The sequence below is a fragment of the Rhodococcus sp. CH91 genome (genome assembly GCF_022554085.1).
GTDB lineage: Bacteria > Actinomycetota > Actinomycetes > Mycobacteriales > Mycobacteriaceae > Rhodococcus.
Genome location: NZ_JAKFYR010000003.1, coordinates 115097 through 135777, shown reverse-complemented (window position 1 = coordinate 135777; position 20681 = coordinate 115097). Strand labels below are relative to the sequence as shown.

Here is a 20681-nt window from a genome sequence, read left to right as displayed (position 1 = left end):
GCATTCCGTCTCCCGCTGTGCGGTCGGCTCCGAACATTCGTCGAAATCCGTCCGGTAGACGAAGACCGTGCGGTGACGCGCTGTGCGCCATCGGAGAAGGAGAAGATCGCATGCGCCTGGACGGGAAGGTCGTCGTCGTGACCGGAGCCGGCAACGGCATCGGACGACAGACGGCGCTGACACTGCTCGATCGGGGAGCTCGGGTGGCGCTCGTCGACAGGAAAGAGGAATGGCTGCACGAAACGCAGGTGCTCGCCGGCGACCGGTCCGGTCACGTGTCGCTGCACGTCGTGGACGTCACGGATTCGGTGGCTGTCGACGCGTTGCCGCCGGCCGTCATCGCCGAGCACGGCCGGATCGACGGACTGGTCAACGTTGCCGGCGTCATCCACCGGTTCGCCCCGGTCCTCGAGCTCGACCGGGGTGAGATGGAACGCGTCCTGCAGGTCAATCTCTGGGGCGTCATCAACATGTGCCTGGCGTTCGTGCCCGAACTCCGGCAGCGGCCGGAAGCCGCGCTGGTGAACATCGCCAGCTTGTCGGGTCTCGTCCCGTTTGCCGGGCAGACCGTCTACAGCACCTCCAAGGGAGCCGTCAAACAGTTCAGCGAAGGTCTCTACCAGGAACTCTCGGACACCGGTGTGGCTGTCACCACGGTCTATCCCGGCAACATCGCCACCGATCTCAGTACTAATTCCGGCGTCACGATGATCGACGCGGGCGGTCGCCGAGTGCGTGCGACGACACCGGAACGGACAGCGGAGTCGATCGTCTCCGGGATGGAGAAGGGCAGCTTCCGCGTGATCATCGGCCAGGACGCGAACCTGCTCGACCGGCTGGTCCGTCTTGCGCCCCGGTGGACGACGAATCTCGTCGCCAGACAGATGAAGAGTGTGCTCCGGACGCACCCGGAAGGAAGCTGACCGCTCAGCGGGATGCACCCCGTACAGGCGATTTTTCGGGACCTAGGGTCCCTCATGAACGCATTTGTGACGTAGTTCACGGCCCTGTGGGTCGTTCTCGTCGCGTTGGCAGAACCACCGTGGACACCTGCGCCCGGTCTCTCTCACTGGAAGGCACGACATGACCAACGTAGTTGCCGACACCGCCGCCGCTGTCGCAGAGGCGAAGGCGCGCATCGTCGAACCCCGCAAGATCGCGAGCGGGTTCTCGTGGCCCGAGTGCCCGCGCTGGCACGACGGCGCCCTCTGGTTCACCGACATGTACACCTCGACACTGAAAACCCTCGACGCCGACGGCAACGCGACGGTCGTCGTGGACGCGTCGGGCCGCAGTGCAGGGACCGACGTGCCGATCCACCTCGGCGGTTTCGGATGGCTCCCGGACGGCCGGCTGATCGTCACCTCCATGCGTGAAAAGCTCGTCCTCGTTCACGGCGGGAAGGGCCCCGACGACCTCGAGGTACTCGCTGATGTCTCGGCGTTCGCTCCGGACGCCATCAACGACATGGTCGTCGATGCGGAGGGCCGTGCGTACGTCACCCAGCTCGGATTCGACCTCTTCGCCGGTGCCGAGCCGGTGGCGTCCCCGATCATCGTCGTCGAGCCCGACGGGACCGTATCCACCGCAGATCAGGTCGGCCCGCTCATGTGCGCCAACGGTATTACCATCAGCGCCGACGGAACGAAGGTCTTCACCGCAGAGGTGACGGCGCAGAGACTGACGGTCATCGACCGTGCCGCCGATGGATCACTGTCCAATCCTCGTCCGTTCGCCGCCTGCCCGTTCCTTCCCGACGGAATCGGACTCGACGCCGAGGGTGGCGTGTGGGCGGCGATGCCCGGCAGCGGTTACGTGGCCCGCTTCACCGAGGACGGCATGACGGACGCCGTTCCGGTCCCGCTCGAGAACGGCGTCGCCTCGGCCTGCATGCTCGGTGGTCCCGACCGCACCACGCTCTACATGACGGTCGGGGTCGAGGTTTTCGACTTCGAGAAGTCCGCACGAGAAGCACTGGGAACCATCTGGGCTGCCGACGTTTCCGTGAGCGGCGGCGACACCCGCCCCTGATTCCGATTCTTCCCACCACATTCGAGGACAAGCCATGACATTGGATTTCAACGACCGCGTGGTCGTCATCACCGGAGCAGGTCGCGGAATCGGCCGCGCTCACGCCGAACTGCTGGCCGCGCGTGGTGCCGCCGTGGTCGTCGGTGATCTCGGTGCCACGATCGACGGCTCCGGGATCGACGGAGACGACCCGGCAGCGGAGGTCGTCGCGGCGATCACCGCGGCGGGTGGACGTGCCGTCGCATGTGCCGCCGACGTCGCTACGGAGGAAGGCGCCAATGCCCTCGTCGACATCGCCCTGGCGGAATTCGGCCGGCTCGACGCCGTCATCAACAACGCGGGCATCGTGCGCACGGCGCCGTTCGACGAGGTTCCCTACGAGGAGTACCAGCGTCACCTCGATGTCCACTACTTCGGTGCGCTCCGGTTGTGCCGGGCGGCATGGCCGCACCTGCTGAAGTCACCGGCCGGCCGCGTGGTCAACACCATTTCCCAGGCGATGCTCGGTAATCCCGACATGTCGCATTACGGCGGATCGAAGGGCGCGCTGTTCGGCCTTACCCGCAACCTGGCGGTCGAAGGGCTGGCATCGGGGGTGAAGGTCAACGCCATCGCGCCCGGTGCGGGTACCCGGATGGCCGAGGCGTCCGCGGACACCCTCTCGCCCGAGGTGATGGAGTACATGCGCACGCAGTTGCGTCCCGAGCACGTCGCTCCGGTCGCTGCGTACCTGGTCCATCCGGACTGCACCGTCACCGGTGAGGTGTTCAACGTGGCCGGCGGCATCGTCAATCGTCTCGCTCTGGTCAACACGGTAGGCATCCACGACCCCGATCTGACGGTCGACACCGTGGCCGAGCGGATCGGGGACATCATGGCGATCACCGCCGACGCTGTGCCGCAGGTCGTCGCCCCCCTCGAGGTTCCCGCCTCGTCCTGAGCGGAATCTCCCGACATCGGTTCAGCACCAGGAGAATTACAGTGAGTTCAACGGAAACCTCCACGACTTCCACCGATCAGGTGGTCGACACCTCCTATCCGTTCGCGGCCGTCCCCCCGCAGGACGCCGTCCAGCGCTACGTCGCCATCTCGGCCGAGCGGCCCATGACCAAGATGACGATGCCGATCGGCGGCGACGTCTGGGTCATCCACCGGAACGCCGCAGCCCGCGACATGCTCAGCGATCCTCGCTTCGTCCGGAAGCCCTTCCGGACCGGCGAGCGGGCCGTGCCCTATTTCGTCGAGTTCCCGGACTTCCTGAAGTCCACGATCCAGTTCGAGGATCCGCCGCACCACACCAAACTGCGCAAACTCGTACAGAAGTCGATCTCACCGAAACGCGTGCGCGCCATGCGGGAATCGGCGATCGAGTTCGCGAACGAGCTCATCGACGACATGGTGGCCAAGGGCACCTCGGCGAATCTGGTCAACGATTACGCCGTGGCGTTGCCGATCCAGATGCTGTCCAACCTGCTGGGCGTTCCGCCGGAGGACCGTCCGAAGTTCCAGAAGTGGAGCGCTGCCACGCTCGCGGTGGCGAACATGCCCGAGGACGAGGTCGTGCAGAACATGACCGAACTCTTCATGTACCTGAGTGCTCTGATCGAGGATCGGCGCAAGAATCCCCGGGAGGACCTCCTCAGCGATCTGGCCAACGCGCCGGACAAGGACGATTCGCTCACCGACGGGGAGATCCTGCCCATCGCGATGATCCTCATCGTGGCAGGCTTCGACAACACGGCGAACTTCATCTGCTCCGGTGTTCTGTCGCTCCTGAAGAACCCCGAGCAGCTGGCGGTTCTTCTCGAGGATGTCGACGCTGTCGCCCCCACGGCAGTCGAGGAAATCCTCCGCAACGGCCGTATGGCCATCTACGACACCGTCGCGGGAGGCGGTGGGCTTGTCCCGTTCGTCGCCACCGAGGACGTGGAGATCGACGGCCAGCTCATCGCCGAAGGCGAAGCGGTACTGGTGGATCCGGCTTCGGTCAATCACGATGCGGTTGCGGTCGCAAACCCCGGTGCCTTCGATGTACGCCGCAAGGACAATCCGCATCTCACCCTGAGTTACGGCTTGCACCACTGCCTCGGAGCACCTCTGGCGCGGATGGAGATGCAGGTCGCGATCAGCGAACTGTTCAAGAGACTGCCGGATCTCAGGCTCGCGGGTGAGGCTGTGGTGGACAACGACAACCTCACGCAGCCCATCACCGATCTGCCGGTCACCTGGTAGGGATTCGACATGCCCAAAGTCTTCTATGTCCAGCCCGACGGAACCGAACGCGTGATCGACGGTGTGGCCGGCGATTCCGTGATGTCGACCGCGGTACGCAACGGAGTGGCCGGAATCGTGGGGCAGTGCGGTGGATCGCTCTCGTGCGCGACCTGCCATGTCTACCTCGCTGCGGAGGACCAGCAGTTCTTCGATGCTCCTTCGGAGGACGAGGACGACATGCTGGACTGCACCGCCAGCGATCGCGAGGACTCGTCGCGACTGTCGTGCCAGCTGGTTCTCCGGGATGGTGTCGATCTGCACGTGACGATCCCGGATGAGCAGGCGTGAGATGAGTGGACACGTGAAAGGCGCCGACGGACTGCCACGCAGTGTGGTGGTCGTCGGCGCCTCGCACGCAGCGGTGCAGCTGGCCGATCGGCTCAGACTCGACGGGTACACCGGGCCTCTGACGTTGATCGGCGGCGAGACGCACCCGCCCTACCACAGGCCGCCGCTGTCGAAGGCGTGGCTGAAGGGGGAGGCGACGCCGGACCAGCTGGTGCTGCGCGCAGCAGAGCACTACTCGGACAACGAGATCGACGTGCTTCTGGGGACGACGGTCCAGCGGGTCGAGCGTGACGGCGACGGCGTCGCGCTGCACCTCGAGCGATCCGATGGGTCCGTCGAGACGCGCACGTTCGGTCGACTCGTGCTCGCCACCGGCGCTCGGGCGCGGCGATCGGACATTCCGGGTTCCGATCATCCGGATGTGCTGGTGCTGCGTGAACTCGACCATGCGCGCCGGCTGGCGGACCGTGTTGCCGCCGGGCCGGTGGTGGTCATCGGAGGTGGTTTCGTCGGTCTCGAGGTCGCCGCCACACTCCGGGGACTGGATGTCGCTGTCACGGTCGTGGAGGCGGGCCGGCAGTTGATGGGTCGTGCGGTCGGAGCAGGAACGGCCGAGTTCCTGCTCGCGGCGCACCGCGAGATGGGTGTGGACGTCATCCTCGATGCCAAACCCGTCGAGATCGCACTCGACGGTGATCGGGTACGTGCGGTCCGTCTCGACGACGGTCGCGAGATCGCCGCAGCGACAGTGCTCGTGGGTATCGGTGCGGAGCCACGCACCGAACTCGCCGAGCAACTCGGACTCGCCTGTGACCGTGGCATCGTGGTGGACGAACGTTGCGCGACCTCGGACGGGCACATCCTCGCCATCGGTGACTGCACCGTGCAGGAGACGGACGGGGGAGCGCGGGTACGTCTGGAATCCGTCGACAACGCGACCACGCAAGCCGACACGGCGGCCGCCACGCTGCTCGGACGGGAGGTGCCCGCCCGGCCGGTGCCGTGGTTCTGGTCCGACCAGGGATCGTGGAAACTCCAGATCGCCGGGAGGATCGACGGGCACACGGATGTGGTGGTCCGTACCGATCCGAGCAAACCGCGTCGCCGCGTCACGCTCTATTTCGAGGACGACCAACTGCTCGCCGCCGAGTGCGTCAATGCGCCCGCCGACTTCGTCGCATTGCGGTCGGCGCTCGCGCGGGGTTACCGCCCGTCCCGAGAGTTGCTCTCGGACACGACGGTACCGGTGAAGAAACTTCTGGGTACCGTTCCTTCTGCATGAGATGACGCGACGAAGCCGGCTCGGTACAGATGCACCGAGCCGGCTTCGTCACGTCCGGGATTACCGGGTCACGAGCCCGATCGAGAAGTGTTCCGCAGAAGCATGCTCGTGCCGGCTTCGCCGCCGCGTCGATGCTCGTTCATCAAGGTGATCAGACGTTCGTTGTCGTGGTCGGCGAGCGCGTCGATCATGTCGTCGTGCTCCGCTATCACGCGTCGTCGTACTTCGGCGTCGAAGAGATACGCCGCGTGATACGGCATCGCAAGCCGCCACAACCGGCGGATCTCCGACACGACCAGCCCCAGCGGGGAACGATCGAACATCGCGAAGTGGAAATCCTGGTTCGCCAGGCGCATCTCGAGCAGGTCCCCACGTTCCGCCGCGTCCGCGACACGCTCACCCAGCATACGGATCTCGGCGAGCGCGTCGGCGTCGAAGGCGGGAAGGGAAGCCAGGACCTCCCGTTCGAGCGCATCACGCATCAGATAGATCTGGTCGAACTCGGACTGTTCGAACCTGACCACGGTGTACCCGGCATTGCGGCGATGTTCGACGAGCCCCTGTGACGAGAGCTGACGCAGTCCTTCCCGGATCGGGAGCCGGCTGACCCCGAGCCGTTCGGCCATCTGCTCCTGTCGCACAGGCTGCCCGGGGAGCAGATCGCCGGTGACGATCATCCGTTCGATCTCGGTGGCGACCCATTCGGCACCGCGAACGGCCGGTGAAGGACCGCTTTCGGGCACATCATCCCTCGGCGCCGCTCGTCGGCTCACCGTGCTCCTCTCTCCTTCGTTACCGTTCCGAGTCGCTCACGTACGCGTCGATCGTGAACTGCCCAGCGCGCCGGTGGCTCGCAGAGCGGCGACAGCATCCTCGCTGTATCCCATCGAGTCGAGGACCGCCTCGGTGTCGCTTCCGAGAGGCACCGCCGTCCGGGGAGTTCGCGTCGCGGTCCGTCCGAGCTTGATCGGCACACCCAGGCCACGATAGTCGACGGTGTCGAGGAAGAGCCCACGGTGAACGGTCTGGGGCGCCGTGAGGGCCTGGTCGACGGTGTTGACGGGGCTGGCGGCGACACCGGCACGTTCGAGTTCGACCGCGAGATCGTCGCGTTTCCAGCCGGCGACGAGTCCACCGAGCAGGTTCGAGAGTTCGTCGCGATTCTGCGACCGCACGCCGTTGGAGACGAATCGTGGATCGTCGGCGAGATCCGGCCTGCCCAGGACGGTCACCAGGGAGCGGAACTGCCGGTCGTTGGCGGCGCTGACGAAGAAGTCGCCGTCGAGGGCGGCAAAGACCTGATACGGCACGACCGTCGGGTGATAATCGCCCGTACGTTGCGGCACCTTCCCGCTCGAAACCCAGTTCGACGCATGGGGGTGCAGGAGCGAGATCACCGAGTCGAGAAGTGTGATGTCCACGAGTTGCCCGCGTCCGCTGCTGTCCCGCTCCCTCAGCGCGAGCAGGATCCCGCTGACCGCCATGTGGGACGCGACGATGTCGACGATCGGAACTCCGACACGCAAGGGATTGCCGTCGGGATAACCGTTGACGCTCATCAAGCCACCGAAGGACTGCAGCACCGCGTCGTATCCGGGTAGTCCGCCCATGGGCCCGTCGACACCGAAGCCCGTCACCCTGCAGTAGACCAGCCGAGGATTGTCCTCGGCGAGCACGGTCTCGTAGTCGAACCCCCACCGAGCCATGGTGCCGGCCTTGAAGTTCTCGATCACCACGTCGGCGCCACGCAGCAAATGCGACAGCACTTCGCGGCCCGCGTCCGTCCGGAGATCGAGACAGATGTTGTCCTTGCTGTGGTTGAGACCGGCGTAGTATGCGCTGCTCTCGCCGGAATCGTCGAAAGGCGGTCCCCATCCGCGTGTTTCGTCACCGGACGGCGCCTCCACCTTGATCACCTCGGCGCCGTGGTCGGCGAGAGTCTGGGCGGTATACGGCCCGGCGAGGACCCTGCTGAGATCGAGTACGCGGAGTCCGGCGAGCGCGCCGATTCCGGTGTTCCGATCGGCCGCCCGCCACGCGGCGCGACCGTCGATCACCGAATTGCCGTCGACGGTCGTCGCTGCGGACGTGTGGCCTGGGGAAGTGGAGACGTTCATGCCGGGCTCCTGTGCGTCGTCGGTGCGGTGTCGTGCTCTGATCGTGTTCCGGTGACGACATCCCACACGTCGATGCCGTCGTCGAGGATGCGGCTCGCCAGGTCTTCCGCCCAGAACTGTTCGGAGCCGAATCGGTCGCGCCAGCTCCACAACGCGGTGGTGAAACGGCCGAGGCTGTGTTCGGAGGTCGTGCCGATGGCACCGTGGATCTGATGGCCGGCAGCAGCGACGGAGTGCGCGGACATCGCGGTCACCACTTTCGCGGCTGCTGTCGTGAGCCGGCCGATCTCCGGGTCGGCGTGCGTGGCGATCGCGGAGTCGACGGCGATCTCCATCATGGTGGTCCGGGCGGCGAGCTGCGCGAGTTGTTGCTGAACGGCTTGGAATTTCGCGAGCGGACGTCCGAACTGGGTGCGCTCGGACGCGTAGCGGACGGTGTGATCCTGTACCGCCGCGGCCGCAGCCGCCGTGGCGGCCGCGTAGGCCAGAGCGCCACGGTGCAGGAATTCGGTGAGGGAAACCGGTGAACTCCCGTGGAAGGCGACGGGTGCATCCCGGAAGACGATGTCGGCGTAGGACACGCCGGTCAGGTCGGTTTCGGCCGATATCTCGGCGCCGCTCCCGGACATGGTTACGACGGCGATCGAGGAACCGTCCGCGCCGGGTTCCGGGGGGAGGATCACGACGAGGGTGTCGGCGTCGGCCGCGTAGGGCACGCCTGTCACCGTGCCGTCGAGCAGGAGGGTGTCGCCGTGACGGCGGATCGAACAGTGCGCTTCACCTCCTGCGACGGTCGCGATCTCCGTGGTCAGCACGTGCCCCGCTGTGGCAGCGAGCCAGACCGCGAGGATGCCGTGCTCGACGAGGGGCACCAGTGCGCCGTGCCGCGCTGCGGTCGTCACGACTGCGAGTGCGTCGCCGAGTGCCGCGCCACCCCCACCGGCAGCTTCCGGTACGCCGACGGTGGCGAAGCCGCCGTCCGCAAGGTGCGTCCAGAGGGCGCCGGACATGCCTTCGGCCGGCGTCTCCGGATCGACACCCACGCGCTCGATGATCGCCGCGGTGGTCTCCGTCAGCTCGGTGGTGAACTCGCTCATCGAACCCCCAGTCCGCGCGCGACGATCCCGCGCAGAATTTCGTTGGTACCACCCCTGAGGGTGAACACGGGTGTGTGCAGAACGCTGTGGGCCAGCATGCGCGCGAGCGGGTCGGCTCCACCACGCCGGGCGACGAGGGCGCTCGAGGCTCGCACGGCTTCCACCAGATCGCCCTCGAAGGTCGACCCGACATCCTTGACCATCGCTGCGAGTACGTCCGGCTTACGGCCGGCCGTGAGCTCGGCCGCAACCCGCAAGGACATCCGGCGTAGTGCCCACGCTCGTGCTGTGAGAGTGCCCAGCGTCTGTCGCTGTCCGGGCGTGGCCCCGGTCGCCGCGAGGTGGGCTGCCCATGCGCGCAGCAGGGGCATCGTGCTCAGATAGCGCTCGGGACCGGATCGTTCGAAGGCGAGTTCGCCCATGACCTGTGCCCAGCCGTTTCCACGCTTGCCGAGCAGGGCCGCCGCAGGCACCTGCGCGCCGTGGAAGACGACCTCGTTGAAATGTGCCTGTCCGTCGATACTCCGCAAGGGGCGGATCTCGATGTCGGGGTGGGGGAGGTCGACGACGAACTGGGACAGACCGCTGTGGCGGTCACCCGGTTGTCCGTCGGTACGGGCGAGCACCACCATCGCATGCGCGAGGTGGGCTCCGGTCGTCCAGACCTTGGTTCCGGTGATCGTCCACGAATCGCCGTTGTCGACGGCGCGGGTGCGCACCGCGGCCAGATCCGATCCTGCGTCGGGTTCGCTCATGCCGATCGCGAAGAACGAACGGCCCGAGGCGATTCCCGGGAGATATCGTCGCTTCTGCTCCTCGGAGCCGTTGGCCAGGATGCTCGGGGCCATCTGGCGGTCGGCGATCCAGTGCGCCGCGACGGGAGCGCCGTGCGCAAGCATCTCCTCGCTGACGACGAAGCGCTCGAGTGGGCTGCGTCCGTGTCCGCCGTACTCCGTGGGAATGGTCATGCCCAGCCAGCCTCGTTCGGCCACGCGAGCGCTGAAGCCGGGGTCGAATCCGGTCATCCAGCTGTCGGTGTCCGGTACGAACCCGCCTGTGGCGCTCTCGTGGGACAGGAAGGCTCGTACTTCGGTACGCAGGTGCTCGAGCCCGGATTCGATCACGTCGAGGTGCTCGGTCCCTGTGACGGTCATGAGCGGCTCGGTCCTCGCGACGACCACGATGCCCGGCCCTTGCGGGCCATCGACCACATCTGTACGCCGCGTTCGATCTCCAGCGCCGATTCCCAGCTCACGGCGGGCGGTCCCAATTCGAGGCGTGCGCTCGTCATGATGCGTCGAGTCAGTTCGGGATCGGCGGCGGCCGTGCGGGTCAACTCCTCGACGGTGCCCGGTATGTCTTCGGCGGCCACCGCGGTGTAGGCGAGTCCTCGCGCCACGGCTTCGGACCCGTTCAGGGACTGGCCGCATGCGGCAAGCGCGATCGCCCCCGACCAGCCCATTGCGCGTCCCAGCAGGGAGATATGGCCACCACCGGGATGGATGTTCCGGGCGGAGAAGCCGCTGTCGAGGACGGTGTCGGGCGTGACCACCATGATGTCGGCGGCCATGGCGAGGTTCAGTCCTGCCCCGACAGCGCCGCCGACCACGACGGCGATCGTCGGTACCGGTAGCGATCCGATCCGCACGAAGGCGTTGTAGACCGCCGACGTGCGTTGTACTGCTTCGGGAGATGCCGGATCCGCAGACGAGGATGCGAGGTCGCGAGTGTCGGCACCGCTGCAGAAATAACTGCCGCGGGCGTCGATCACCACAACACCGATGGCCGTGTCGGATTCGACCCGGTCGCAGAAGGCTGCGATCTCGGCGGCCATCTCCAGGGTGATCGCATTCTTGCGGCGCGGATTGTTCAGGGTCAGGCGGGCGACGCCGTCTGCGACGGAGCAGAGAATCGGTTCGGCCGGGCCTGCGCCCAGGTCCGAATCGGATGAGATCTGGGTCATGCGGAGACCCTAACAGATCCGCAGCGATTATTGGATCCAATATTTGTTGACAAAAAATGGTCGACTGTTGTGCACTGGGCCACACCACGATTCGTCGAATCTTGTCGACGGGAAGGAGTACCTGTGTTCAGTCTTGCCGGACGCATCGCGCTCGTCAGCGGTGCCGGTCAGAGTGTCGGTGAAGGAATCGCGAAGGTCCTTGCACGGCAGGGGGCGTCGGTCATCGTCAACGACCTGTTCGCAGATCGGGCCGAGAAGGTCGCCGCGTCGATCGTCGAGGAGGGGAACGCGGCGGTCGCATCGGCGTTCGACGTCACCGACTACGACGCCACGCTCGAACACGTACGAGCGGCGGAGAAGGAACTCGGCGGCCACGTCGACATCGTCGTCAACAATGCGGGCGTCGCGGAAGGACGCGTGATCAAACCGTTCCGCGAGTTGTCGCCCGAGGAGTGGCGCGCTCCGATCGATCTCAACATCTTCGGCGCGATGAATTGCATCAAGGTCGCCATCGACGGGATGTGCGAGGCCGGCTGGGGCCGGGTCGTCCAGATCTCGTCGGGTTCCGCACGCACGGGTCAGAACATCAATCAATCGATGTACGCCACGGGTAAGAGCGGTATCGAAGGGTTCATCCGTCACCTGGCGGCCGAGACCGGACAGTACGGTGTGACCGCGAACATCGTGGCGCTGGGCCATCAGAAGAACCTCGAGGACAAGATGAGTCCGGAGATGATCGAGCAGATCCTCCGGACCATCCCGATCGGCCGCCTGGGCGATCCCATCGAGGTCGGCGCGTTCTGCGCCTACCTGGCCTCGAACGAGGCCGGCGGAATCACCGGTCAGACGCTGGACTTCAACGGCGGGTCCCAAACGCGATGACCGTACAGAGTCCGGATACGCAGACGTTGCTCTCACTCACTGCGCTGAGGGTTGCCGACCTGGAAAAGTCGGCCGAATTCTACATCCGGGGATGCGGATTCGTGCACGACAAGGATCTGGACACCCCCGCCTTCCGTGCGTCGATCGTCCGGGCCGGTGCCGCAGGTCTCGAGCTCGTCCTGCCGACAGGCATCGACGCGGAAACCCCGCACGATCACGGCCACATGTTCGTCAAGATCGTGTTGAACACCGACGACGTCGAGGGGAGGATGGCCGACGCATGTAGTCACGGTGGCGTCGAGGAGACACCGGCGACGAAACTCGAGGCCTACGGAATGGTGGTCGGCACGGTCCGCGACCCGGACGGTTATCTCGTGGAGTTCGTGCAGCGCGGCTGATCCGAACTCGTCGACGCGACGGCCGGCGCGGGGCGCATATGTCCCGCGCCGGCCGCTGTCGGTTAGTGCCTCGAAAGATCTGTCGCGACGCAGCGCTGCCAGATCTCGCCGGCCAGAACCCGTAAGGGCCCGATCATCTTCTGATGATCCAGCACGCTCACGGGGGCGCACACGGACAGCGCTGCGAGATTCCCGTACATGTGATCGGGAGGACCGATGGACACCCCGACACAGGCCGTGCCGGGGAATGCCTCCCCGCGGTCGAATGCGGCGCCACGATCGCGCACCTGGGCCATCTCGTCGTCGAAACGGTTCCGTCCCGAAGGTGCTGTCGCGGAGTCGGTCCGGGCACTGTCCGGAGGCGTCCGGGACGAGACCGCCGAGTGCGCCATGATGACCTTGCCCAGGGCGGTCGTGTGGGCCGGCACCCGCTGGCCGACGGCCGTCGGCGTCGACCCCGAGGTGCGTCCGTTCACCTTGACCAGATAGACGGTGTCCCCGCGGTCGACGACTCCCAGTTGCACCGTGAACCCGGAGCGATGTGCGAAGGCATGCATGAGAGGACGCGCATGATGCAGGAGCCGGTTCTGATTGAGTGCCGCCTGACCCATTTCGTACGCCTTCACTCCGAGCTCGTAGGTCTGCTCGGGTGATCTGGCGAGCCAGCCCGCATTGGCCAGCTGTTCCAGCAGGCGGTGTGCCGACGAGCGGGGGAGCCCGGTGCGCGCCGTGACCTTGGCCAACGTCATCGGGCCCGTGCTCAGGGCCTCCAGGACCAGGGAGATCCGGTCCACGACGGACACGGGCAGCCCATCGGTGCGTGACGTACTCACATTCTCCTCCTGACACCCCCAAGTGTGACGCGCGTCACGGTACCTGCGATGCGCCGCGCGCGGCAACCACGAACAGACCGTGCCAGGTAGTCCCTCGCTCGTCGAAACTACCCTCCCGTTGTGCGGGAGACGGACATCACAGCGACGTCCGGGTTCTTGATCCTGGTCACTGTGCGACGGGTGAGTTGTCGCGATCAGCCGACCAGGAGGCACCGTGGGTTCCACAGACACCGAAGATCAGGTCCGCACCATCGATGTCGGCACGCCGCCGGAGCGCTATGCGCGAGGATGGCACTGCGTGGGGCTTGTGCGTGATTTCGCAGACGGCAAGCCCCATCACGTCGACGCGTTCGGGACCTCGCTCGTGGTGTTCGCCGGTGAGGACGGCAAGATCAACGTTCTCGACGCCTACTGCAGGCACATGGGCGGAAATCTGGCACAGGGATCCGTGAAGGGCAACACCATCGCCTGTCCGTTCCACGACTGGCGCTGGCGCGGTGACGGTAAGTGCGCCGAGATTCCCTATGCGCGTCGCGTCCCGCCGCTTGCCCGCACCCGGGCATGGCCGGTAGCGGAAGTGAGCGGTCAGCTCTTCGTGTGGCACGACCCGCAGGGCGGCACGCCGCCTGCGGAGCTCGCCATTCCCGAGATTCCCACCTACGGCGACCCCGGCTGGACCGACTGGGTGTGGAACTCGATCGAGGTGACCGGATCCCACTGTCGCGAGATCGTGGACAACGTCGTCGACATGGCGCACTTCTTCTACGTCCATTACGGGATGCCGACCTACTTCCGAAACGTGTTCGAAGGCCATACGGCTACCCAGGTGATGCGGTCCCGGCCTCGGGAAGATGCCGCCGGCGTCAGCCAGAGCACCAACTACAGTGAAGAAAACCAATCCGACGCAACCTATTACGGTCCCTCGTACATGATCGACAAGTTGTGGAGCGGCGGCCGTGATCCCGAGTCGACGCCGAACATCTATCTGATCAACTGCCATTACCCCATCTCTCCGACGGCCTTCCGCCTGCAGTACGGCGTGATCGTCGAAAGGCCCGAGGGAATGCCTCCGGAGCAGGCGGAGCAGATCGCCCAGGCCGTCGCCCAGGGCATCGCGATCGGATTCGAGCAAGACGTCGAGATCTGGAAGAACAAGTCGCGGATCGACAATCCCCTGCTGTGTGAGGAGGACGGTCCCGTCTACCAACTGCGGCGGTGGTACGAACAGTTCTACGTCGACGTCGAGGACATTCGACCCGAAATGGTCAACCGCTTCGAGTACGAGATCGACACCACGCGCGCACTGACGAGCTGGCAGGCCGAAGTCGACGAGAACGTCGCTGCCGGACGTAGTGCCTTCGCCCCGAACCTCACCCGGGCTCGTGAGACGGCCTCCGCCGAATCGGGATCCTGACCCCCAATTCCGCATCACTACATACCCTCCTGGAGAAACCATGAGTTACGAAGTGCTCGACAACATCGTCGCCATCGCAGACGAGATCCGCGCGGGGGCCGACGACTCCGACCAGCTCGGACGGCTGACGAACGACGTGGCCGCCGGTCTCCGGCAGTCCGGCATCATCCGGCTGCTGCAGCGGAAGAAGTACAACGGGTACGAAGCACACCCTCGTGAGTTCGCCGAGACGGTGATGAAGACCGCCAGCATCTACGGTTCTGCAGGATGGGTCGGCGGGATCGTCGGTGTCCACCCGTGGCAGCTCGCCTTCGCCGACCCCAAGGTGCAGGACGAAGTGCTCGGCACCGACGCCGATACCTGGCAGGCGTCGCCGTACATGCCGGGCGGGATCGCGGTTCCTGTCGACGGTGGGTACCGGATGTCGGGACGGTGGCAGTTCTCGTCCGGAACCGATCACTGCGACTGGATCTTCCTCGGCGCGATGGCCGGCGGTGAGGACGGCGCTCCCATCATGCCGCCCGTCAGTCTGCACGTGATCCTTCCGCGTTCCGATTACGAGATCGTCGACGACTCATGGGATGTCGTCGGTCTGCGTGGCACGGGCAGCAAGGACATCGTGGTGAAGGACGCGTTCATTCCCGACTACCGGGTGATGGATGGCGGAGCGGTGATCGACGGGACAGCGGCCAAGGAGTACGGCGTCACCGAGACCCTCTATCGGATGCCGTGGTCGACGATGTTCCCGCTCGGCATCACGTCCGCCACCATCGGGATCTGTGAAGGTGTGCTCGCGGCCGGAATCGACTATCAGCGCGGGCGCGTCGGTGCGGCGGGAACGGCCATCAAGGACGATCCGTACGTCCTGCATGCACTCGGTGAAGCGGCCGCAGAGATCGACGCGGCCCGCCAGCAACTCCTGGCGAACGTCGATCGCATCTGGGATCTCGTCGACTCCGGCAAGGAGGTCGACTTCGAAACCCGTGCCACGTCGCGGCGCAACCAGGTGCGCTCCGCCTGGCGGGCCGTCCGTGCTGCGGACGAGATCTTCGATCGCTCGGGTGGGAATGCGCTCCGCGTCGACAATCCGTTGCAGCGGTACTGGCGGGACGCGCACGCCGGCCTGCATCACGCCATCCACGTCACCAGCACCACCTATCACGCGTCGGCCATGGCGTCCCTCGGAATCGACGTTCCGGACGGGCCCCTCCGCGTGATGATCTGACACTTCTTGCGTACTCGAAAGGAATTCTGTGACTGAGATCAAAAGCCTCGGCTACGTCCGCGTCCAGGCCACCGACATGGCCCGCTGGCGCGAACTCGGGTTCGACGTACTCGGCTTCGCACCGGGCACCGGTCCGGAGGAGGACGCACTGCACTTCCGCATGGACGAACGTCCGGCTCGGATCACCGTCGAACCAGGCGACACCGACCGCGTGACCGCAGTCGGCTGGGAGGTCCGGGACGGTACCGCTCTGCGGTCCCTCGCGGACCGGCTGACCACCGCGGGATACGAGTTCGAGGCCATGCCGTTCGACACATGCGAGCGACGGCGCGTCGAAGGCGGGCTGATCATGAAGGACCCGGGCGGTACTCCGCTCGAATTCTTCTTCGGGCCGGCTCTCGATCACAGCCCTGTGATCACGCGCTACGGACAGAGATTCGTGACGGGTGCACAAGGCCTGGGGCACGTGGTGATGCCTACCACCGCCTTCGACGAATCGTTCCATTTCTACACCGACGTGCTCGAATTCCTTCCGCGAGGAGCGTTCCGCATGCCGACGCCTCCCGGCGTGGACCCGATGCGCATCCGGTTCCTCGGTGTCAACCAGCGTCATCACAGTCTGGCGCTCATGCCCAGCCCCGAGGATCGAGACCCCGGACTCGTTCACGTGATGGTGGAGGTCGACTCTCTCGATGCAGTCGGTCGTGCCCTCGATCAGGTCACCGCCCGGGACTTCCCGGTGTCGTCCACGCTGGGCCGTCACACCAACGACAAGATGGTGTCCTTCTATGTTCAGGTCCCCGGCGGATGGGACATCGAATACGGCACCGAAGGCATGCTCGTCGACGAGACCTACTACACGGCCGAAGAGATCACCGCGGACAGCTATTGGGGCCACGAATGGTTGTGGGCCAAGCAGATGAAGGAAGCGGCCGTATGATTCCCGCAACGCCTTCGAGTGATGTCGACGCCGTCGTGATCGGTGCGGGCATCTCCGGGCTCTACGCCGTGTACAAGCTCCGAGAGCGCGGCATGACCGTCCACGGCTTCGAATCCGCCGCGGGAGTCGGGGGGACCTGGTTCCACAACCGTTATCCGGGTGCCCGCTGCGACGTCGAGAGCATCGACTACTCGTACTCGTTCGACGAGGAACTGCAGCAGGAATGGACGTGGTCCGAGCGGTTCGCCACTCAGGAAGAAATCCTGGCGTATCTGGAACACGTCGCCGACCGGCACGACCTGCGGAGCGCTTTCGAGTTCCTCACCCGGGTGGTGTCCACCGTGTACGACGAGGAGTCGGCGCTGTGGACCGTCACCACCGATACCGGACGATCGGTCACGGCGCGATTCTGCATCATGGCAACGGGGGTGCTGTCGGCGACGAACCGGCCCGACATTCCCGGCCGCGACACCTTCGCCGGCGAGTCCTACCACACCGGTGAATGGCCTCACGAACCGGTCGAGTTCGCCGGCAAGCGTGTCGGAGTGATCGGAACGGGTTCGTCGGGCATCCAATCGATTCCTTTGATCGCGAAGGAAGCCGACCACGTGTTCGTCTTCCAGCGGACCCCCAACTATTCGCTCCCGGCCGGCAACCGCGCGCTGACCGCCGAGCAGATCGCCGAGGTCAAGGCGACATATCCGGAGCGACGGCGACTGGCCCGGATGAGCGGTGGAGGCACCCCGTTCACCCCGTACCCGAAGGGCGCGATGGAGGTCGACGAGGCCGAGCGTCGCAGGGTCTACGACGAATGGTGGCAGCGCGGAGGTTATCTCTTCGCGAAAGCGTTCCCGGACCAGACGACCAACCTCCAGGCGAACGACACGGCCCGCGAATACGTCGAAGCGAAGATCCGGGAGATGGTGAAAGACCCGGAGATCGCGAACCAGCTGATTCCGAACGACCATCCCATCGGTACGAAGCGCATCGTCACCGACGACGGATACTTCGAGACGTTCAACCGCGACAATGTGACGCTGGTGAATCTGCGAACCACGCCGATCGCGGAGATCACAGAAGACGGCGTGCGCACGAGCGAACACCACTACCCCCTCGACATGATCGTCTTCGCTACCGGGTTCGATGCGATGACGGGGGCGCTGGCACGTATCGATATCCGTGGCCGCGGGGGACGTACCCTCCGAGAGGAATGGTCCGCAGGACCGCGAACCTATCTGGGGCTCGCGTCCCACGGGTTCCCCAACATGTTCTTCATGGTCGGTGCGGGCAGCCCGAGCGTCCTGGCGAACATGGTGCTGATGGCCGAACAGCAGGTGGACTGGATTTCGGACTGCCTCGACCATCTCGACGAGCACGATGCCACCTCGATCGAAGCGACGGAGCAGGCCGTCGACGAATGGGTGGCCGAGTGCAACGAGAAGGCCGCAGGCACTCTGTTCCCCTCGGCGAACTCCTGGTACATGGGTGCGAACATTCCCGGCAAACCACGAGTGTTCATGCCGTACATCGGCGGCTTCGCGAATTACGGCACCATCTGTGCCGAGATCGCGGCAGCCGGCTACAAGGGATTCGAGATCGCGCGGCGAGGGGCGATCCGGACGCCTGCCGATTTCTCGTCGAAGAAGGACTGATGATGACCGAGACGATGTCCCTCGGCGCGGGTGCCGAGCACGTGGAAGACCGCCAGGCTCTGCTGCACGCCGCCATCGATGTGTGCGATCCGGCACCGCTTCTCATGTCCCTGGTCCACGCGACCGGCGACACCGGCCTGCTCGACGAGTTCGCAGCGCGCCTGACGATCAGCGAGCCGGGCAACCACTATCGCACCGGGACGCGTCCGACGACGCCACCGGGACAGTACCCGGAGGAGGTGGTCGCAGATATCCGGGCGCGCGCCCACGAACTGCTCACGCCGGATGCAGGAGATCGGCTGGGTGTCCCCGACCCGGATCTGTTCCTCCGCATGGCGACGGTTGCCACCTCGGAGCGCGTCGACGAGGAATTCGTTCCGATTCTCCGTGAGCAAGCGGGCTTCGTCCTGTCCGAGCGCTGCGTCCCGGTCACACGGACACCGGCGCCGGAGTTCTCCGTGATCGTGATCGGTGCCGGGATCGTCGGTATCAACGCAGCGATCAAGCTCGGCCAGGCCGGTTTCACCTACCGTGTGTTCGAAGCTCGCGACGAGATCGGCGGAACCTGGTCGCGCAACACCTATCCCGGTGCTGCCGTCGATACGCCCAGCCACTACTACTCGTATTCGTTCGAGCTGAATCCAGGATGGTCCAAGTACTACCCGACCGGAACCGAATACCAGAAGTACCTGAAGGGTGTCGTGGACACCTACGGAATCACGGAGAACATCTCGTTCCGCACGCGGGTGCAGTCCGCGCGGTGGCTCGACGATCAGCATGTCTGGGAGGTCACCGTCGAGTCCGCCGACGGGACTCGCGCGGTGCACCACGCCAAGGCCGTCGTGACAGCGCTCGGGATGCTCAACGCACCGAACATTCCGGATGTCGAGGGGATGGACACCTTCGGCGGCACCATCGTGCACACCGCCGAATGGGACGACAGCCTCGACCTCACCGGTAAACGCGTCGTCGTTCTGGGTACGGGATGCACGTCCGTCCAGGTGGTCGCGAGCATCGTCGATCAGGTGGAGGCACTCGACGTCGTCGTCAGGTCGCCGCACTGGATCGTCCCCGAGAAGGCTGTCGTGAACCAGGTTCCGGACGGCGAGAAATGGGCACTGGCCCATCTTCCCCGCTATCACGAGTGGTTCCGGTTGCGCTCGTACTGGTTCGCCTCGGACAACCTCTATGTGATGCCACGCATCGATCCCGAATGGGCGAAGACGCACTTCTCGGCCTCGCCGGCGAACGAGATGGTGCTCCAGACGGCGTTGAACCACCTGCAGGCGAGCTTCCCCGACCGTCCGGATCTCATCGAGAAGCTGACGCCCGACTTCCGTCCCTACAGCAAGCGGATCGTCAAGGACCCGGGCTTCTTCGCGGCGCTCACCCGGGATCACGTGACCCTGCATCGCGCGTCGTTCCGGGAGGTGACACCGGAGGGTGTGGTCACGACGGAGGGCACCTTCGTGCCCGCCGACGTCATCGTTCTCGCGACGGGTTTCAAGCTGGAGTTCACGACCTCGATCGACATCGTGGGGACCGAGGGACGTACCCTCGCCGAGCAGTGGAAGGGGGGTGACGACCCTCGGGCGTATCTGGGCATCCAGGTGTCCGGTTTCCCCAACCTCTTCGTCACCGCGGGGCCGAACTCGGCGCCCAACCACGGTGCCGGCCACAACATCCTCAGTGAGGAACACGTCCACTACATCGTCGAGTGTCTGCAGTACCTCGTGGAGACCGGGCACGACGCGATGGATGTGCGGCAGGATGTGCTCGACGAGTACAACCGCAGGGTCGACGAGGCGCTGGACAAGACCGTGTGGGTGCACCCCGGTGCGGAGACCAACGGCTACTACCGGAACAGCGAAGGACGCGCCGTCGTGCCGTGCCCGTGGCGGCTCGTCGACTACTGGACCCTGCTGCGTGAGCCGAATCCCGACCACTTCGAGTTCTTCGACTCCGCGCACACGAACGGGGAGGGGAGGCCGGCATGACGATGCAGGCACTGGCGTGCGAGCAGTGCGGACTGGGTGTGCTCGTCGAGAAATTCAGTCCCGCACACACGTCGATCCAATGGCAATCCGACACTTCCGAATGTCCACTCATCTCGGGGAGCGGCTTCGCGCCCGGTGAGCACCATCGGGAGTGCAGCGCGCTTCGAGACAGCATCGACCGCGCCGTGGCGAAAAGTGTGCTGACCGAATCACACATCGAGTTGCCGGACGGTCCATCTCTGCCCCGATTGCACTGAGAGTGACAGAAGGGGCCCCGCAGCAGAATCT

Annotated in this window: 19 protein-coding genes; 13 read left to right on the top strand and 6 right to left on the bottom strand. The window is 65.5% G+C overall.

Translation table 11 applies throughout. The features are described 5' to 3' along the window. The first annotated feature begins 110 nt into the window (after window positions 1-110). The 6 genes from MOM01_RS07430 to MOM01_RS07405 all read left to right on the top strand — a co-directional run bounded on the left by MOM01_RS07430 (window position 111) and on the right by MOM01_RS07405 (window position 5875). A complete protein-coding gene (locus tag MOM01_RS07430; protein WP_241384771.1) occupies window positions 111-923 on the top strand; it encodes an SDR family NAD(P)-dependent oxidoreductase in 813 nt (270 codons plus the stop codon). 160 nt (window positions 924-1083) lie between these two features. Next, on the top strand, window positions 1084-2031 hold the full coding sequence (locus MOM01_RS07425) for an SMP-30/gluconolactonase/LRE family protein (RefSeq protein ID WP_241384770.1): 948 nt from the start codon (window positions 1084-1086) through the stop codon (window positions 2029-2031). A gap of 34 nt (window positions 2032-2065) precedes the next feature. Next, window positions 2066-2971 (top strand): SDR family NAD(P)-dependent oxidoreductase, encoded by a 906-nt coding sequence (locus MOM01_RS07420; RefSeq protein WP_241384769.1) that lies wholly within the window; start codon window positions 2066-2068, stop codon window positions 2969-2971. 41 nt (window positions 2972-3012) lie between these two features. Continuing rightward, window positions 3013-4263 (top strand): cytochrome P450, encoded by a 1251-nt coding sequence (locus tag MOM01_RS23290; protein ID WP_241384768.1) that lies wholly within the window; start codon window positions 3013-3015, stop codon window positions 4261-4263. Between the two features lie 9 nt (window positions 4264-4272). Next, entirely contained in the window at window positions 4273-4593 is a 321-nt protein-coding gene (locus MOM01_RS07410) for a 2Fe-2S iron-sulfur cluster-binding protein (protein ID WP_241384767.1), read from the top strand. Between the two features lies 1 nt (window position 4594). Beyond that, window positions 4595-5875 carry an NAD(P)/FAD-dependent oxidoreductase gene (locus MOM01_RS07405; RefSeq protein WP_241384766.1) on the top strand — a complete coding sequence of 427 codons (1281 nt, stop codon included), beginning with the start codon at window positions 4595-4597 and terminating at the stop codon, window positions 5873-5875. Between the two features lie 68 nt (window positions 5876-5943). On the opposite strand, the gene MOM01_RS07400 is transcribed toward MOM01_RS07405, so the two are convergent. The 5 genes from MOM01_RS07400 to MOM01_RS07380 form a co-directional block, all read right to left on the bottom strand. Continuing rightward, window positions 5944-6552, bottom strand: a complete 609-nt coding sequence (locus MOM01_RS07400) for a GntR family transcriptional regulator (RefSeq protein WP_241385111.1) — start codon at window positions 6550-6552, stop codon at window positions 5944-5946. A 132-nt stretch (window positions 6553-6684) separates the two neighbouring features. After that, window positions 6685-7992, bottom strand: a complete 1308-nt coding sequence (locus tag MOM01_RS07395; RefSeq protein WP_241384765.1) for a CaiB/BaiF CoA transferase family protein — start codon at window positions 7990-7992, stop codon at window positions 6685-6687. Beyond that, window positions 7989-9089 (bottom strand): acyl-CoA dehydrogenase family protein, encoded by a 1101-nt coding sequence (locus MOM01_RS07390; RefSeq protein WP_241384764.1) that lies wholly within the window; start codon window positions 9087-9089, stop codon window positions 7989-7991. The genes MOM01_RS07395 and MOM01_RS07390 overlap by 4 nt, the downstream gene beginning before the upstream one ends. Beyond that, the gene (locus MOM01_RS07385; protein ID WP_241384763.1) at window positions 9086-10243 is read right to left on the bottom strand and encodes an acyl-CoA dehydrogenase family protein; all 1158 of its coding nucleotides are present in this window, start codon (window positions 10241-10243) and stop codon (window positions 9086-9088) included. The genes MOM01_RS07390 and MOM01_RS07385 overlap by 4 nt, the downstream gene beginning before the upstream one ends. Further along, complete coding sequence (locus MOM01_RS07380) at window positions 10240-11052, bottom strand: enoyl-CoA hydratase-related protein (protein ID WP_230791484.1); 813 nt, start codon at window positions 11050-11052, stop codon at window positions 10240-10242. The genes MOM01_RS07385 and MOM01_RS07380 overlap by 4 nt, the downstream gene beginning before the upstream one ends. A 123-nt stretch (window positions 11053-11175) precedes the next feature. Between MOM01_RS07380 and MOM01_RS07375 the strand changes: the two genes are divergently transcribed. Further along, entirely contained in the window at window positions 11176-11934 is a 759-nt protein-coding gene (locus tag MOM01_RS07375) for an SDR family NAD(P)-dependent oxidoreductase (RefSeq protein WP_241384762.1), read from the top strand. Then, window positions 11931-12332 (top strand): VOC family protein, encoded by a 402-nt coding sequence (locus tag MOM01_RS07370; RefSeq protein ID WP_241384761.1) that lies wholly within the window; start codon window positions 11931-11933, stop codon window positions 12330-12332. Before MOM01_RS07375 ends, MOM01_RS07370 begins: the two co-directional genes overlap by 4 nt. Window positions 12333-12394: 62 nt before the next feature. Here the strand turns inward: MOM01_RS07370 and MOM01_RS07365 are convergent, their stop codons facing one another. Next, window positions 12395-13165: an IclR family transcriptional regulator gene (locus tag MOM01_RS07365; RefSeq protein ID WP_241384760.1), complete on the bottom strand. Its 771-nt coding sequence runs from the start codon at window positions 13163-13165 to the stop codon at window positions 12395-12397. Window positions 13166-13379: 214 nt separating this feature from the next. On the opposite strand from MOM01_RS07365, the gene MOM01_RS07360 reads away from it, so the two are divergent. From MOM01_RS07360 to MOM01_RS07340, 5 genes are read left to right on the top strand one after another with little or no spacing between them, the layout of a single operon-like run. Beyond that, on the top strand, window positions 13380-14579 hold the full coding sequence (locus MOM01_RS07360; RefSeq protein ID WP_241384759.1) for a Rieske 2Fe-2S domain-containing protein: 1200 nt from the start codon (window positions 13380-13382) through the stop codon (window positions 14577-14579). 40 nt (window positions 14580-14619) lie between these two features. Further along, on the top strand, window positions 14620-15804 hold the full coding sequence (locus MOM01_RS07355; RefSeq protein WP_241384758.1) for an acyl-CoA dehydrogenase family protein: 1185 nt from the start codon (window positions 14620-14622) through the stop codon (window positions 15802-15804). Between the two features lie 28 nt (window positions 15805-15832). Further along, window positions 15833-16744 carry a VOC family protein gene (locus MOM01_RS07350; protein ID WP_241384757.1) on the top strand — a complete coding sequence of 304 codons (912 nt, stop codon included), beginning with the start codon at window positions 15833-15835 and terminating at the stop codon, window positions 16742-16744. Continuing rightward, window positions 16741-18396 carry a flavin-containing monooxygenase gene (locus MOM01_RS07345; protein ID WP_241384756.1) on the top strand — a complete coding sequence of 552 codons (1656 nt, stop codon included), beginning with the start codon at window positions 16741-16743 and terminating at the stop codon, window positions 18394-18396. Before MOM01_RS07350 ends, MOM01_RS07345 begins: the two co-directional genes overlap by 4 nt. Continuing rightward, window positions 18396-20393 (top strand): flavin-containing monooxygenase, encoded by a 1998-nt coding sequence (locus MOM01_RS07340; protein WP_374112275.1) that lies wholly within the window; start codon window positions 18396-18398, stop codon window positions 20391-20393. Before MOM01_RS07345 ends, MOM01_RS07340 begins: the two co-directional genes overlap by 1 nt. The last annotated feature ends 288 nt before the right edge of the window (window positions 20394-20681 follow it).